Raw genomic sequence first — 13,359 nt, 5'->3', positions numbered from 1 at the left:
TTTGGCGAAAACGGGTTTTCACCCTTTTCAGGCTGCCTCAGCGGCATGAAAACAACAAAGGCAGCCCGCATGCAAAGCGGCGCGCCAACGCTTAAACCGTTTTCAGGCTGCCGCAGCGCCTGTGCTTTGCACATCCCGCAACCCCGCATAACGCGCCCCGCCCTACCACGACCACGCTGCGGCAGCCTGAAAACAAGCCAAGCGAATTTCAGCAAAGCCCAAACCCAAACAACCGCCCGCCCCGCCCAAAAACAACAAACGCAGCCTGAAACTTGCCCGCACACCGCCCAAATCACTATAATCCACCCCCTAAAAATCCCCTGCCACCATCCCATGCACCACACCCTATTCCTCCCCGACGAAGCCGCCACCCTAGCCTTTGGCGAGCGTACCGCCAACCTGTTTCGCGCCCCCGTTGTCATCCACCTGCAAGGCAACCTTGGCGCAGGCAAAACCACCTTCACGCGCGGATTGCTGCGCGGCTTGGGGCACACAGGCGCAGTCAAAAGCCCCACCTACGCCATCGTAGAAAGCTACGCCCTGCCGCAAACCACCGTCCATCATTTTGACCTATACCGCTTCACCAGCCCCGAAGAATGGCTGGACGCAGGGCTGGACGACCTGATTCCCAACAGCATCGTGCTGATTGAATGGGCCAGGCAAGGCGGCGAATACGCCCCCGCCCCCGACTACATCATCCAACTGGAACCCCGCGACAACGGTCGGCAATGCACCCTGCAAGCCTGCACCCCCGCCGCCCAAAAGGAACTTGACCAATGGCAAAAATAAGCCGCCGCGCCCTGCTCGCCCTCCTCGCCAACACCTACATCGTCCGCAACGCATGGGCGGCGGCCGCCAACAGCTTCCTATCAGGCAAAATCACCCCGAGCGGCAAAAACACCCGCATCACCCTAGAAAGCGCGCAACGGCTCAAATACACCTATTTCCTGCTGGACAAGCCCAACCGCCTCGTTATCGATATGGCAGACATCGCCAACAACAACGCCCTAGCCGCCCTGCCCAAATCCATCAAAACCAACGACCCCTACATCAGCAGCGCACGCATCGGGCAAAAAAACGCCACCACCACGCGCATCGTCTTCGACCTCAAACAAACCACCGTCCCCAAATTCATCGCTCTTCCCCCCTCAGGCAGCCTGAAACACCGATTGCAAATCGATTTGGGCAACGAAGCCATAGCCGCCCCGCCCAGCCCCGGCAAAACCCCAACGCCCAAAGCCCCCGCACCACACACGCCCGCCAACGAAGCCCCCACATCCGCCATCGGCGACGACCCGCTGATGGACTTGCTCAACAGCAGACAGCAGCAAGCCCAAAGCGCGCAACCACCCGCCACGCCGCCGCAAACCGTTCAACCGACCGCCCCCGAAGCCCAACCAAGCGGCAACGCCAAAACCAACCGCAAACCCGTTATCGTGCTGGATGCCGGACACGGCGGCAAAGACCCTGGCACAACAGGCACCACAGGCATCCACGAAAAATCCGTAGTACTCGCCACCGCGCTGGAAACCAAACGCCAGCTTCAAGCCAAAGGCTACACTGTGCACATGACCCGCAGCGGCGACAACTTTATCAAGCTCGCCGAACGCCGCGCCGTTGCCCAGCGCACCAAAGCCGATTTATTCATCTCCATCCACGCCAACGCATCCGCATCTCCCGCCAGCCAAGGCGTAGATGTGTATGTGTGGGGCAAGGCAAACAGCGAACAAGCCCGCCAAATCGCCCTTGCCGAAAACGCCGCCGACAAAATCGACGGGCTGCCCGATGTAGGCAACAAAAACGTCAACGCCATCATCAGCGACATGATGCAAGCCCAAACCAGCACCGACAGCGCAAAATTCGGCAAACTGCTGCTCGCCCAATTTAGCAAGTTCACCAAGCTGCGCAAAGGCAGCGTGGAAACCGCCGATTTTGTGGTGCTGCGCTCGATTAACGTGCCGTCCGTGTTGATTGAACTGGGTTTCCTATCCAACGCCGACGAAGAAAAACAACTCAGCAACAGCAACCAGCGCCGCCGCTTCGCCATCGCCATCGCCGATGCCGTGCAGCAATATTGGAAAACCGCCGCGCGATAATGTAAGCAAAAAGATATACCGCCGCGCGGTGAGGTGAGGCAGCCTGAAAATGCAGAAAACACGTTTTCAGGCTGCCTTAAAGCAGATTTTCATCAACCAACCGTCCCAGAAAGAGTCCTCAAAAATGCTACATTTAGCAGATGCCGAAAAAGCAGAAATGCGCGAAGCCATCAAGCAAGTGGATGCCATATTCGCGCTTGAAGGATTTGAAAAAACAGAACAAAGCAGAAAGATAGATGAAGCGGTATTAGCAGGCAGGGTTTCTAATCACCAAGTAATAGATGAAATGATTGCCTATGTGAAAGAACACAAAACAACGGATGGCTTTATTGAGAGCCGAGAGTGGCAATAAAAGGCAGCCTGAAAACGCAAAAGCGCGTGGCATCGTTTGAACCGCCCGCCCCAATGCCTTATCGCCCTTTTCAGGCTGCCTCAATTTAATTTTCCCGCCATCATTCAACCCCTTCATTCCATACCCCCCTTATCCCGCCCAAAGGACATCCCATGCCCAAACTCCCTCTAGCCTTAACCCTGTTCGCCCTTTCCCTCGCCGCCTGCGGCTTCAAAGGCGACCTTTATCTGCCCAAAGAAAACGACAAAAACAAATTCGGCGCCATCCAAACAGGCATAGACTTCCGCCGCGACGCATCCGAGCCCGCCGCGCCCGCTGCCGACCCTAACGACTTTATCCGCACCCCAACTCAACCAGAAAGCACGCAACATGAACAACACTAATTACCCCCAACTCGCCACCCAATACGGCACCCCGCTTTACGTTTACCACCAAGCCGCGCTCACTGTCGCCTTTGCCGCCTACCAAACCGCGTTTTCAGGCTGCCAACCGCTGGTGTGCTACGCCGTTAAAGCCAACGGCAATTTAAGCGTAATCCGCCATTTCGCCCAGCTAGGCAGCGGCTTTGACACCGTGTCCGCAGGCGAAATTGCCCGCGTGTTAGCCGCAGGCGGCGATGCCAGCAAAATCATCTTTTCAGGCGTAGGCAAAACCGAAGCCGAAATGGAATACGCGCTGGGCGCGGGCATCAAATGCTTCAACGTGGAAAGCCTGCCCGAGCTAGAACGGCTTAACGATGTGGCGGGGAGACTGGGCAAAATCGCGCCCATTTCCTTCCGCATCAACCCCGATGTGGACGCAAAAACCCACCCCTACATCTCCACAGGGCTTAAAGCCAATAAATTTGGCATAGCCATGCGCGATGCCGAGCAAGCCTATCAACGCGCCGCCAGCCTGCCGCATATCCAAATTATCGGCGTGGATTGCCACATCGGCTCGCAGCTCACCGACCTCTCGCCGCTGATTGCCGCCTGCGAGCGGCTGATTGCGCTGATTGACCGTCTTGCCGCGCAAGGCATCGCGCTGCAACATTTAGACTTGGGCGGCGGCGTCGGCATTGTATATAAAGACGAGCAAACGCCCGATTTGCGCGCCTACGCCCAAGCCGTTGAGCCGTTGCTTCAAGCGCGAGGCTTATCGCTGGTGTTAGAACCTGGGCGCAGCTTGGTGGGCAATGCAGGCGTGCTACTCACACGCGTGGAATATGTGAAACACGGCGAAGAGAAAAATTTTGTGGTGGTGGACGCAGCGATGAACGATTTGATGCGCCCCGCGCTGTATCAGGCGTATCACGCGGTGGAAAACGTGTCCCGCCCCGATGCGCCACCCATCACTGCCGATATTGTCGGGCCGATTTGCGAAACGGGCGATTTCATCGGCAAGGAGCGGCAAATCGGCGCGGCGCAAGGCGATATTTTGGCGGTTCGCAGCGCGGGCGCATACGCTTCCAGCATGGCGAGCAATTACAACACGCGCTGCCGCGCCGCCGAAGTGCTGCTGGACGAACAGGGCAACAGCCGCCTGATTCGCCGCCGCGAAACGCTGGACGATTTGCTGGCAACAGAACGGGAATATTTGTAACCGCCCAAGGCAGCCTGAAAATGATATTTCAGGCTGCCTAAAATTTTGGGGAAACGGCTAGCAATGGTTGGCAATTACCGTTGAACAATCAAGCAGCCATCTCGCCAACGATGCAGCCTGAAACAGGGGGAACAGCGTTTCAGGCTGCCTTGATGATTGCCGCCGATGGTAACATGACACGGGGGTGCAGGGGCTTGCCCCTGCTCGCGGTAGGCGGCGAAACGCCTGCCCGGGCAAAAATAAGGCAATCGGCAGCCTGAAACGCGCTTTTTTATTTTTACTGAGGAGAACGAAGCATGGAAATCATCGTAGACAAAAGCATGGCGGCGCTGGGCATCACCGATGTCGTTATCGGCATCGCGCGCCATCTCAACCCCAATGCGCCGCTAGGAGAAGCCTTTGAGCAAAAGTTGTGCGAAAAAGAACAATGGGCATTGCAAGCCGATGCGGACGACATCGCACGCAACCCCGTTGTGGCGGGATACACGGAGATGCTGGGCAAGGTGGGCAGAAGCGCGAAGAAAAACCCGCCCACCATTTTGGCGTTGCTGAAAAACATCCAGCGGCGCGGCAATATTCCGCGCGTGAACAGCATTGTGGATATTTACAATTTGGCGGCGTTGCAGTCGCTGCTGGCGATTGGGGCGCATGATTTTCGCAAGGTTGCCTTTTCGCTGACCTTTGCCGTGTGCGGCAAGGAAGATACTTTTCTGCCGATTTCTTCTACCGCAAAACACGTTGCCGAAAGCGATTTTGTCTATCGCGACACGCAAGGCATTATGGCGTGGCTGGACGTGCGCGATTCCGAACACTACAAACTGGACGAACACACGCAAGATGTGTTGTTTGTGATTCAGGGCAATGCACAAACCAGCGTGGCAATGCGGCTGGACGCGCTTGCGTGTATTGAAGCGGATTTAAAAGCGTGTATGCCGCTGGCGACGTTTGAAACGCAGGTGGTTCATGTGGCGGGATAAGTTAAGCGGTTTTAAGGCAGCCTGAAAGCGGATTTATGAGGTTGTAGTTTTTTAGGTTTTGTAAAGATTTCAGGCTGCCTGAAACCGCGTGCGCAGCCAAGCTGCACACCCTACGGCTGGTTTTCAGGCTGCCTAAACCTTCGCCACCAATGCGCGAACCAAAATCAACCAACCAAAATCCACTATAATCCCACCCCATTCAAGGCAGCCTGAAACGGCAATCTCCGCTTTCAGGCTGCCTTAACCTTTATCGCAACAACAAGGAATAGCAATGTCTGCAACACAACATGGAATGGACGTGCCGCATATTGTCGCGCTGTTGGGCGCGGCGGTGGTGGCGGTGCCGCTGTTTAAACGGCTGGGGCTGGGCTCGGTGCTGGGCTATTTGGCGGCGGGGCTGGCGATTGGCAAATTTGGGCTGGGGCTGTTTTCGGACGGGCAAACGATTTTGCACGTTGCGGAGCTGGGGGTGGTGATTTTTCTGTTTGTGATTGGCTTGGAGATGAAGCCGTCGCATTTGTGGTATTTGCGGCGGCAGATTTTTGGGCTGGGTAGTTTGCAGGTGGTGATTGCGGCGGCGTTGCTCACGGCGGTGGGCATGGCGTTTGGCTTTTCGTGGCAGGTGTCGTTTGTGGGCGCGGCGGGCTTTGTGCTGACTTCTACGGCGATTGTGATGTCGGTGCTGGGCGAGCGCAACGAGCTGGGCACATCGTCTGGGCAGAAAATCGTGTCTATTTTGCTGTTTGAAGATTTGCTGATTGTGCCGCTCTTGGCGATTGTGGCGTTTTTGTCGCCCGTGCGCATTGAAAGCAGCACGCCGCTATGGCTGGACATTGGCAAGGCGTTGGGCAGCGTGGCGATTATTGTGGCGGCGGGACGTTGGCTGTTGAATCCGCTGTTTAGTGTGTTGGTGCGCAGCAAGGCGCGGGAAGTGATGACGGCGGCAGCGTTGCTGGTGGTATTGGGCGCGGGCGTGTTGATGGAAAAAGGCGGGCTGTCTATGGCGATGGGCGCGTTTTTGGCGGGCGTGATGCTGTCGGAATCGCATTTTCGCCACCAGCTTGAAGCCGATGTGGAGCCGTTTCGCGGGCTGCTGCTGGGGCTGTTTTTCCTTGCCGTGGGTATGTCGCTGGATTTGACGGTGGTGGCGCAAAATTGGACGTTGATTGCTTCGGGCGTGGTGGCGTTGATGGCGGGCAAAGCGGTGTGTATTTACGCGGTGGCGCGGTTGGCAAAAAGCAGCCACGATGAAGCGTTGGAACGCGCGTTGTTGATGGCGCAGGGCGGCGAATTTGCCTTTGTGTTGTTTGCCGATGCCCGCGCGCAAGGTGTGATTAGCGATGCCAACAACGCCAATATGACCGCGATTGTGGTGCTGTCTATGGTGCTCACGCCGCTGCTGTTGATTGTGCACAGCAAGTTGCCGAAAAAAGCCACCGCCGTGCGCCAAGCCGATGCCATTGATGAGCAACGCGCCGTGTTGCAAATTGGCTTTGGGCGATTTGGGCAGATTGTGTATTACGTTTTGGACGCGGCGGGCTTTGCCGTTACGCTGATTGATAAAGACGAAAACCTGATTGCAGGCATGGAAAAATACGGCGTGAAAACCTATTTTGGCGACGGCTCGCGCCCCGAATTGCTGCGCACGGCGGGCATTGAAAAAGCCACGGTGCTGGTGGTGGCGATTGATAACAAAGCCGAAGCGGTGCAGATTGTGCGCTTTGCCCGCGAAGCCAATCCGCAGATTAAAATCGTTGCCCGCGCGTACGATCGCATGCAAACATTTGAATTGCACCGCGCGGGCGCAGACGAAATTATCCGCGAAACGTTTGACTCGGGCGTGCGCGCGGGCAAGCGGGCGTTGGAATTTCTCGGCTTGCCGCGCGACAAGGCAGAATGCGCGGGCAATATTTTCTACCGCATGGATAGAAGCGGTATGCGCAAAATGGCGGTGCTGTACGACCCCGAGCAGGCAGGCGCGTTCTCCAACAAGGCGATGATGGACGAAGCCAGACGGCAAGATGCGCGGGTGAAAGAGGTGGTGCAGGCGATGTTGAATGGGGAGAAGGATTGGGACGAGCGGGTGTAGCAGGTGGGTTTTAGCTACGCTGAACTGCGTTTCAGGCTGCCTATATGGGCGGGATAAAAGGCAGCCTGAAAATGGGAAACATGATTTCAGGCTGCCTTGGCTTTATCAGCACAACCAAAGGCAGCCTGAAAACGGGATGAGGCGTTTTCAGGCTGCCTATTTATGTAATATCCGCCAACCAAGCGCAAAACAGCCGCAGCGGTGCAGATAATCTGCGTTGCTGCGGCTGTTTGGCTTGGCTTTATTTCTGCTCCGGCGGGAAAAACAAAGCCGTGCCTTCAAACGCGAGCCGCACGGTGTCACCGCTGCAAACGGGCGGCGCGTGCACGGTGTCGAGCGTGAAGCAGACACCGTTGATGTTGAGGGCAACGGCGGTATAGCGGCCTTTGAACTCGATGCTTTCCACTTTCGCGCCGAACACGGGCTGCGTGCTGTGCGGCGGCACGTTGGCTGTTTCCGTCAAAACAAACTGTTCGGGGCGGACGAGCAGTTTGCCTTCAATGGGATGTTCGGACGGCGTTTGCGGCGCGGCGGCCAGCGGAAATGTACCGAGGGCGCATTGCGCCTGCGTGCCATCGCTGCTGCGCTGTGCGTCCAGCACAATGCTGTCGCCGATAAACTGCGCGGCAGCGAGGCTGCTGGGCGACCAATAGAGGCGGCGCGGGGTGTCGGTTTGCAGGATGCGGCCGTCTGAAAGCACGGCGATGCGGTCGGCGTGGCTGAGGGCTTCGTCGCGGTCGTGGGTAACGAAGATGGCGGACGTGCCGCTTTGGCGCAGGGCGTGCAGCATTTCGCGGCGGATTTTCTGCCGCAGGTGTTCGTCGAGCGCGCTGAACGGTTCGTCAAACAGAATCAGCTCGGGTTCAGGCGCGAGGGCGCGGGCGAGGGCGACGCGCTGCTGCTGACCGCCCGAAAGCTGGTGGGGGAAGCGGTTGGCGAGTTCGCCGATGCCGGTGAGCGACATCACGGCTTCGATGCGCTGCCTGTCCTGCGGGCTGCTGCCTTTGCCGTTGCCCAAGCCGTAGGCGATGTTGCGGTAAACCGAAAGGTGCGGGAACAGCACGCCCTCTTGCACCACATAGCCGATGCGCCGCTGTTGTGTCGGCAGGGAAAAGCGGCTGTTGAAAATGCAGCGGTCTTTGAGCCAAATTTCGCCGCTGTCGGGCTGCTCGAAGCCGGCGATGGCGCGCAACAGGGTGGTTTTGCCGCAGCCTGAAGGGCCGAGCAGAAACAGCATTTCGCCCTGCCGCAGTTCCAGATTGATGTCGCGCAGCGCGGCGGTGGTGCCGAAGGTTTTGTTCAGGTTTCGGATGTGCAGAACGGGATTCATGTTATTGGAAGGCATATTTTTTCAGTAGAAACACGGGGATGCCCGAAAACAGGATGAGCATGGCGGCGTAGGGTGCGGCGGCGGCGTATTGCGCGTCGCTGGTGTACGACCACACGGCGGTGGACAGGGTTTTGATGTCGTTGGGCGTGAGCAGCAGGGTGGCGGTGAGTTCCTTCATCAGGTTGAGAAACACCAGCGCAAACGCGGCGGTAATGCCCGGCAGCATGGCGGGGACAACCAGCGTGCGGAAAATATAAATGTTGCCGCGCCCCAAGCTCTGCCCGACTTTTTCCATGTTTTCGGGAAGCAGCTCAATCGGGCTGCGCAAAGCCGTCTGCGCCACCGGCAGGTAGAGGATGAAATAGGCGGCGATGATGACGGCAAAGGTTTGGTAGAGCGGATAGGCGTAGTTGATGGTGAAATAAATCAGCGACAGCGCGATAACCAACCCGGGCACGGCGTGCAGCAGAAAAGGCAGGCGGTCGAGCCACAGGGTGAACCTGCTGCGGTAGCGTACCGCGCACCACACCAGCGGCAGGGCGGCGGCCACGGTTAGCAGCGCGCCGAGCGAAGACATCATCAGCGAGTTGCCGAAGGCTTCCGCGAAGTCGGACAGGCTGTCGAGGCTGTTTTTGGAATTGCCCTCAACCAGCCAATAAGCCAGCGTGCCGACCGGAACGCCGATGCTGACCGCAAACAACGCCGTTAAAAACAACACCGCGGCGGCCTGCTGCCAGCCTGTGAGCGTTTTCACGGGATAGGGGCGAATCACGCCTTTGCCGCTGTGAAACAGCTTGGCTTTGCCGCGAAACAGCATTTCGCCGCCCACCACGATAAAGCAGATAAGCATCAATACGGCCGAAAGCAACGCGGCGGTATTGTTGTCGAAAGACATATCGTATTCTTGGAAAATGGCGGTGGTGAAGGTTTGGTAGTTCAAAATTGCCACCGCGCCAAACTCCACCAGCATGTGCAGTGCAATCAGCAGAATGCTGCTGCCGATGGCGGGTTTGAGCTGGGGGAAAACGGCAAACCAAAATGTCTGCACAGGGCTTTTGCCCAGCGACAGGCTGACTTCCTGCAAGGAGCGGTCGAGCCGTTTGAGCGCGGCGGCAACGGGCAGATAGGCGAGCGGCGCGTAGCTGAGGCTCAAAATGGCAATCGTGCCGAACAGCCCTTCCATGCGAAAAGTCAGGCTAATCCAAGTAAAACAGCTCACAAAAGCGGGAATGCACAGCGGCAGGGCAACGGTCGTCTGAAAAAACGGTTTGCCCCAAAAACGGCAGCGTTCCAGCAGAAACGCACAAACCGTGCCGACGGTAACTGCCACGGCGGTTACGCCCACCATCAGGTAAAGCGTATTGAGCAGCAGCTCCGCCATGCGCGGCCGCCATAGCAATTCGATGCTGCGTTCCAGCCCGACTTCGTAACTGCGGAATATCAGATACAGGAAAGGCAGCAGCAGCGGCAGGCTGATGAAAACTGCGGCCAGCATCAGCCACAGAGGGGGGCGGGGGTGTTTCAAATCTGGCTTTCTTTCAAAACGGGTTTCAAGGGCGGATAACGGCTGCCGCAAAAAATGCCCTTTTGCGGCAAAGGGCATTTCGGCTTACCGGCGGCAGGCTTATTTCAAACCGGCGGCTTCGATGAGTTTTTTTGCCAAGGCTTCGTCTTCGGCGGTGGTAGCCGATACGACGGGGGCTTCCAGTTTGGCGTAAGGCTCCAAATCAAAGCCTGATTTCACGCCTGCGTGCAGCGGATATTCGGCGCGGGCGGCCGCCAAGACTTCCTGTCCTTTTTTGCCTGCCATAAAGGCGATGAATTTTTGCGCTTCGGCTTGGTTTTTAGAAGATTTCAACACCGCCGCGCCCGAATAGGAAACCAATGCGCCGGGGTCTTGGTGGCGGATAAAGTGCAGGCGAGAATTGAGGTTGGCCGCGCCTTTTTCTTTCGCCAGCGAGTACCAGTAGTAGTTGTTAATCAACGCGGCAGGCACTTCGCCGCGTTCTACCGCCTGCAATGCCACGCTGTTTTTGGCATACAGTTTGCCATAGGCTTTCAAGCCTTTCAGCCAGTCAAGCGCGGCTTTCTGCCCTTTCATTTTCACAATGGCGACCACCTGTTCCAAAAACGCGCCCGAAGTCGGCACATAGCCGATTTTGTCTTTCCAAGCGGGGGTGGCGAAATCCAATACCGATTTGGGGAAGTCTTTTTCGCTTAATTTGGTGCGGTCGTAAACCACCACGCGCGCACGACCGCTCAACGCAATCCAGTCTTTTTTAGCGGCGGTCGGCACGCCTTTTTGCGCGGTTTGCGCAATCACATTGGCAGGAATCTGCGCTAGCAAACCCGCTTTGGACAAATCGGCAAACGCGGCGGTCTGCTCGGTATAGAAAACATCGGCAGGGCTTTTCGCTCCTTCTTCTTTAAGCTGCCCCGCCAACTGCGCGCCTTTGCCGCTGTTGAGCGTTACTTTGATACCCGTGTCTTGGGTGAAGGCGGCAACGAGCGCTTTGGTGGCTTCGGGATGCTGGCCGTTGTAAACGGTGATGTCGGCGAAAGCGGGGGCAGAGCAGAGCAATGCGGCTGCGAGGGAAGCCAGTTTTAATTTGGTTTTCATGTTTTTTCCTTTGTTGGGTTTTGTAGGGAAATGTTAATCGGTGCAACAATTACGGGCTGAATTGTAAAACAATTGCACAAAAAATACAAATTATTATTATTTCTGCTAAGTTTGCAAGTGAATGTTAAGGCATCGGTTTGGAATGTTGCCGTTTGTTAAATATTTGTTTTTATGCGGAGTGCTCGGATGCAAAGCAAACTCGCACGCTTCGCAGGCTATCTAATCCGCCGTCAAGCAGAGCGAAGCCGCATGGCTCAGGATAATCTGCGCCAGCCGCCCAATCATCATACAGCGGAAAAATGACTGCTGAGGCAGCCTGAAAACGCACTTGCCGATAACCGCAGGCTCATGCACGGCTGATATAATGGCGGCGATACGCCCTACTCCGATTATTTTCAAACCGTTATTTTCAAACCGTTCAGTTAAAGGTTATGCCATGAAATTATTGATTGTTGCCGCGGTTGCCGCGCTCAGCCTTGCCGCATGCGGCGGCACACATACAGAACGAACTTGGGACAAATCGCAAGAACTTCGCGGCGCGGATTGGGGCAAAACCCAAGCCGATTTAAACGCTGCGGGCAAAGACAAAGTGCAAGCCAATTGGCAGCAAATGCGCGATAATTTGCGCAACGGCAATGCGGGGAAACCCAACGCAGCCATTAAATAAAATATAAAATCAATAGGTTACAAAATGCTTTTATTTATCGACAACTACGACAGCTTCACCTACAACATCGTTCAATATCTCGGCGAGCTGGGGCAAGACGTATCCGTGCGCTGCAACGATGCCGTCAGCTTAGACGAAATCGCCGCGCTGAACCCGCGCTATCTGGTGATTGGCCCGGGGCCTTGCACGCCCAAAGAAGCGGGGATTTCGGTGGCGGCGATGCGGCATTTCGCGGGCAAAATCCCCATTTTGGGCGTGTGCTTGGGGCATCAAACCATCGGCGAAGCGTTTGGCGGCAAGGTGGTTCGCGCCAACACCTTGATGCACGGCAAAACTTCGCCCGTGTTTCACGAAAATTCGGGCGTGTTCAAAGGCTTGCCCAACCCTGTGGTTTGCACGCGCTATCACAGCCTGGTGATTGACCGCGCCAGCCTGCCCGAGCATCTGCACATCACGGCGTGGACGGAAGACGGCACCATTATGGGCATCCGCCACCGCGATTACGCCATCGAAGGCGTGCAGTTCCACCCCGAGGGCTTGCTCACCGAACACGGGCATGAAATGTTGAAAAATTTTTTGGACGAATTTGCAGCGTAACGGGCGCGACAAAAAAGGACGTATGGATTACGTTCTTTTTGTTTTCTGGCGCGGTGTTTTATGTGCGAATTGGTTTCAACGGCATTTGCGTCATGCCAAACCTATTTTCAGGCTGCCTCAGACTATCAATACTGCTGCGCCGCTTGCCGAGGCAGCCTGAAAATCCATCATCGGCTTCCGCGCCTTTATCCGCTGCTTACGCTTCGTTTTCCAACCAGATAATGCTCGCCATGCGCCCTGTTGCGCCGTCGCGGCGATAGGAAAAAAAGGTTTCGCGTTCCAACACGGTGCAATGCTCGCCACCAAAAATCTGCGTTACGCCCTCGCGTTGCAAAATCAGCCGCGCCAAGCCGTAAATATCGGCTAAATATTTGCCGCCGCCAATCGGTGCAAACATCCGCTCTGCCGCGTGATTGCCCGTGCAAAACGCGTCAAACACATCCTGCCCCACTTCAAACGATTCCGCGCCAATCGCAGGGGCAAAATACGCCATGATTTCCATCGTAGGCACGCCCATTGCGGCAACGGTGTTTTGCAACACGCCATCTGCCAAACCGCGCCAGCCTGCGTGCGCCGCCGCCACCACCGTGCCTGCGCGGTCGCAAAACAACACAGGCAAGCAATCTGCCGTCATCACGGCGCAAGCGACTTTGCCGCTTGCGTCCACCGAGGCATCGGCGTTCAACGGCGCGGCAATGCTGTCGGCAGCCTGAACCACAATAGTGCTGTGCATTTGCTGCAAATAGGCAATGGGAACAGGCACTTGCGTTTGCACATACGCGCGGTTTTCGGCGACGTGTTCAGGCTTATCGCCCACGTGCGTGCCCACGTTCAGGCTGTGATACGCGCCGCTGCTGATACCGCCGTTGCGCGTGGTCATCAGCGTTTTCACATGGCGCGGCGCCGTCCAGTTGGCGGTAAAAAAGCTGCCTGAAATGGGGCTGGGCAGATGGATGGCGGAAGAAAGGGAGTTGTGCATAAGATTCCTTTTGGGGCGAATAGGCAGCCTGAAAATCATTTTGGGCGTGCGTTTGGGCTGCGTTTGTTTTC

General features: G+C 56.6%; 15 protein-coding genes. 9 read left to right on the top strand and 6 right to left on the bottom strand.

The features are described 5' to 3' along the window. The first annotated feature begins 333 nt into the window (after positions 1 to 333). The 5 genes from tsaE (at position 334) to lysA (ending at position 4,029) form a co-directional block, all read left to right on the top strand. Entirely contained in the window at positions 334 to 789 is a 456-nt protein-coding gene (gene tsaE / locus JDW22_RS00980) for a tRNA (adenosine(37)-N6)-threonylcarbamoyltransferase complex ATPase subunit type 1 TsaE (RefSeq protein WP_200521925.1), read from the top strand. Beyond that, positions 777 to 2,096, top strand: coding sequence for an N-acetylmuramoyl-L-alanine amidase (locus tag JDW22_RS00975; RefSeq protein ID WP_200521001.1), 1,320 nt, complete (start codon positions 777 to 779; stop codon positions 2,094 to 2,096). The genes tsaE and JDW22_RS00975 overlap by 13 nt, the downstream gene beginning before the upstream one ends. A 49-nt stretch (positions 2,097 to 2,145) precedes the next feature. Continuing rightward, entirely contained in the window at positions 2,146 to 2,448 is a 303-nt protein-coding gene (locus tag JDW22_RS00970; RefSeq protein WP_200520999.1) for an antitoxin VbhA family protein, read from the top strand. A gap of 152 nt (positions 2,449 to 2,600) precedes the next feature. Next, complete coding sequence (gene lptM, locus JDW22_RS00965; RefSeq protein ID WP_200520998.1) at positions 2,601 to 2,831, top strand: LPS translocon maturation chaperone LptM; 231 nt, start codon at positions 2,601 to 2,603, stop codon at positions 2,829 to 2,831. Further along, on the top strand, positions 2,818 to 4,029 hold the full coding sequence (gene lysA / locus JDW22_RS00960) for a diaminopimelate decarboxylase (protein ID WP_200520996.1): 1,212 nt from the start codon (positions 2,818 to 2,820) through the stop codon (positions 4,027 to 4,029). Before lptM ends, lysA begins: the two co-directional genes overlap by 14 nt. A 57-nt stretch (positions 4,030 to 4,086) precedes the next feature. On the opposite strand, the gene JDW22_RS13825 is transcribed toward lysA, so the two are convergent. Further along, complete coding sequence (locus JDW22_RS13825; protein WP_268884203.1) at positions 4,087 to 4,209, bottom strand: hypothetical protein; 123 nt, start codon at positions 4,207 to 4,209, stop codon at positions 4,087 to 4,089. Positions 4,210 to 4,325: 116 nt separating this feature from the next. On the opposite strand from JDW22_RS13825, the gene JDW22_RS00955 reads away from it, so the two are divergent. Next, on the top strand, positions 4,326 to 5,006 hold the full coding sequence (locus JDW22_RS00955; protein WP_200520994.1) for a B3/B4 domain-containing protein: 681 nt from the start codon (positions 4,326 to 4,328) through the stop codon (positions 5,004 to 5,006). 1 nt (position 5,007) lies between these two features. Here JDW22_RS00955 and JDW22_RS00950 read toward each other — a convergent pair whose 3' ends face one another. Further along, positions 5,008 to 5,205 carry a hypothetical protein gene (locus JDW22_RS00950; protein ID WP_200520992.1) on the bottom strand — a complete coding sequence of 66 codons (198 nt, stop codon included), beginning with the start codon at positions 5,203 to 5,205 and terminating at the stop codon, positions 5,008 to 5,010. A gap of 72 nt (positions 5,206 to 5,277) precedes the next feature. Here JDW22_RS00950 and JDW22_RS00945 point away from each other — a divergent pair, with 72 nt between their 5' ends. Then, on the top strand, positions 5,278 to 7,095 hold the full coding sequence (locus tag JDW22_RS00945; protein WP_235964653.1) for a monovalent cation:proton antiporter-2 (CPA2) family protein: 1,818 nt from the start codon (positions 5,278 to 5,280) through the stop codon (positions 7,093 to 7,095). Between the two features lie 241 nt (positions 7,096 to 7,336). Here JDW22_RS00945 and JDW22_RS00940 read toward each other — a convergent pair whose 3' ends face one another. From JDW22_RS00940 to JDW22_RS00930, 3 genes are all read right to left on the bottom strand, one after another. Continuing rightward, positions 7,337 to 8,425: an ABC transporter ATP-binding protein gene (locus tag JDW22_RS00940; RefSeq protein ID WP_315368719.1), complete on the bottom strand. Its 1,089-nt coding sequence runs from the start codon at positions 8,423 to 8,425 to the stop codon at positions 7,337 to 7,339. 1 nt (position 8,426) lies between these two features. Next, positions 8,427 to 9,920, bottom strand: a complete 1,494-nt coding sequence (locus JDW22_RS00935) for an ABC transporter permease (protein WP_456237524.1) — start codon at positions 9,918 to 9,920, stop codon at positions 8,427 to 8,429. A 129-nt stretch (positions 9,921 to 10,049) separates the two neighbouring features. Then, entirely contained in the window at positions 10,050 to 11,045 is a 996-nt protein-coding gene (locus tag JDW22_RS00930; protein WP_200520987.1) for an iron ABC transporter substrate-binding protein, read from the bottom strand. Positions 11,046 to 11,481: 436 nt separating this feature from the next. Between JDW22_RS00930 and JDW22_RS00925 the strand changes: the two genes are divergently transcribed. After that, complete coding sequence (locus JDW22_RS00925; RefSeq protein ID WP_200520986.1) at positions 11,482 to 11,712, top strand: hypothetical protein; 231 nt, start codon at positions 11,482 to 11,484, stop codon at positions 11,710 to 11,712. Positions 11,713 to 11,736: 24 nt separating this feature from the next. Further along, positions 11,737 to 12,309 (top strand): aminodeoxychorismate/anthranilate synthase component II, encoded by a 573-nt coding sequence (locus JDW22_RS00920; protein ID WP_200520985.1) that lies wholly within the window; start codon positions 11,737 to 11,739, stop codon positions 12,307 to 12,309. 196 nt (positions 12,310 to 12,505) lie between these two features. On the opposite strand, the gene pgeF is transcribed toward JDW22_RS00920, so the two are convergent. Then, positions 12,506 to 13,288 (bottom strand): peptidoglycan editing factor PgeF, encoded by a 783-nt coding sequence (pgeF, locus tag JDW22_RS00915; RefSeq protein WP_200520984.1) that lies wholly within the window; start codon positions 13,286 to 13,288, stop codon positions 12,506 to 12,508. Between the last annotated feature and the right edge of the window lie 71 nt (positions 13,289 to 13,359).

Origin of the sequence: Kingella bonacorsii, assembly GCF_016623605.1 — a bacterium.
In the GTDB taxonomy this organism is placed as follows: Bacteria; Pseudomonadota; Gammaproteobacteria; order Burkholderiales; family Neisseriaceae; genus Kingella_B; species Kingella_B oralis.
The sequence above is the reverse complement of the archived record's forward strand: the minus strand, read 5'-3'. Positions and strand labels throughout refer to the sequence as shown.

Coding starts and splice junctions, on each gene's coding strand:
- JDW22_RS00925 (WP_200520986.1), top strand. CDS start 11,482: ATGAAATTATTGATTGTTGCCGCGGTTGCCGCGCTCAGCCTTGCCGCA.
- tsaE (WP_200521925.1), top strand. CDS start 334: ATGCACCACACCCTATTCCTCCCCGACGAAGCCGCCACCCTAGCCTTT.
- JDW22_RS00920 (WP_200520985.1), top strand. CDS start 11,737: ATGCTTTTATTTATCGACAACTACGACAGCTTCACCTACAACATCGTT.
- pgeF (WP_200520984.1), bottom strand. CDS start 13,288: ATGCACAACTCCCTTTCTTCCGCCATCCATCTGCCCAGCCCCATTTCA.
- lptM (WP_200520998.1), top strand. CDS start 2,601: ATGCCCAAACTCCCTCTAGCCTTAACCCTGTTCGCCCTTTCCCTCGCC.
- lysA (WP_200520996.1), top strand. CDS start 2,818: ATGAACAACACTAATTACCCCCAACTCGCCACCCAATACGGCACCCCG.
- JDW22_RS00955 (WP_200520994.1), top strand. CDS start 4,326: ATGGAAATCATCGTAGACAAAAGCATGGCGGCGCTGGGCATCACCGAT.
- JDW22_RS00945 (WP_235964653.1), top strand. CDS start 5,278: ATGTCTGCAACACAACATGGAATGGACGTGCCGCATATTGTCGCGCTG.
- JDW22_RS00950 (WP_200520992.1), bottom strand. CDS start 5,205: ATGGGGTGGGATTATAGTGGATTTTGGTTGGTTGATTTTGGTTCGCGC.
- JDW22_RS00935 (WP_456237524.1), bottom strand. CDS start 9,920: ATGCTGGCCGCAGTTTTCATCAGCCTGCCGCTGCTGCTGCCTTTCCTG.
- JDW22_RS00930 (WP_200520987.1), bottom strand. CDS start 11,045: ATGAAAACCAAATTAAAACTGGCTTCCCTCGCAGCCGCATTGCTCTGC.
- JDW22_RS00940 (WP_315368719.1), bottom strand. CDS start 8,425: ATGAATCCCGTTCTGCACATCCGAAACCTGAACAAAACCTTCGGCACC.
- JDW22_RS00975 (WP_200521001.1), top strand. CDS start 777: ATGGCAAAAATAAGCCGCCGCGCCCTGCTCGCCCTCCTCGCCAACACC.
- JDW22_RS00970 (WP_200520999.1), top strand. CDS start 2,146: ATGCAGAAAACACGTTTTCAGGCTGCCTTAAAGCAGATTTTCATCAAC.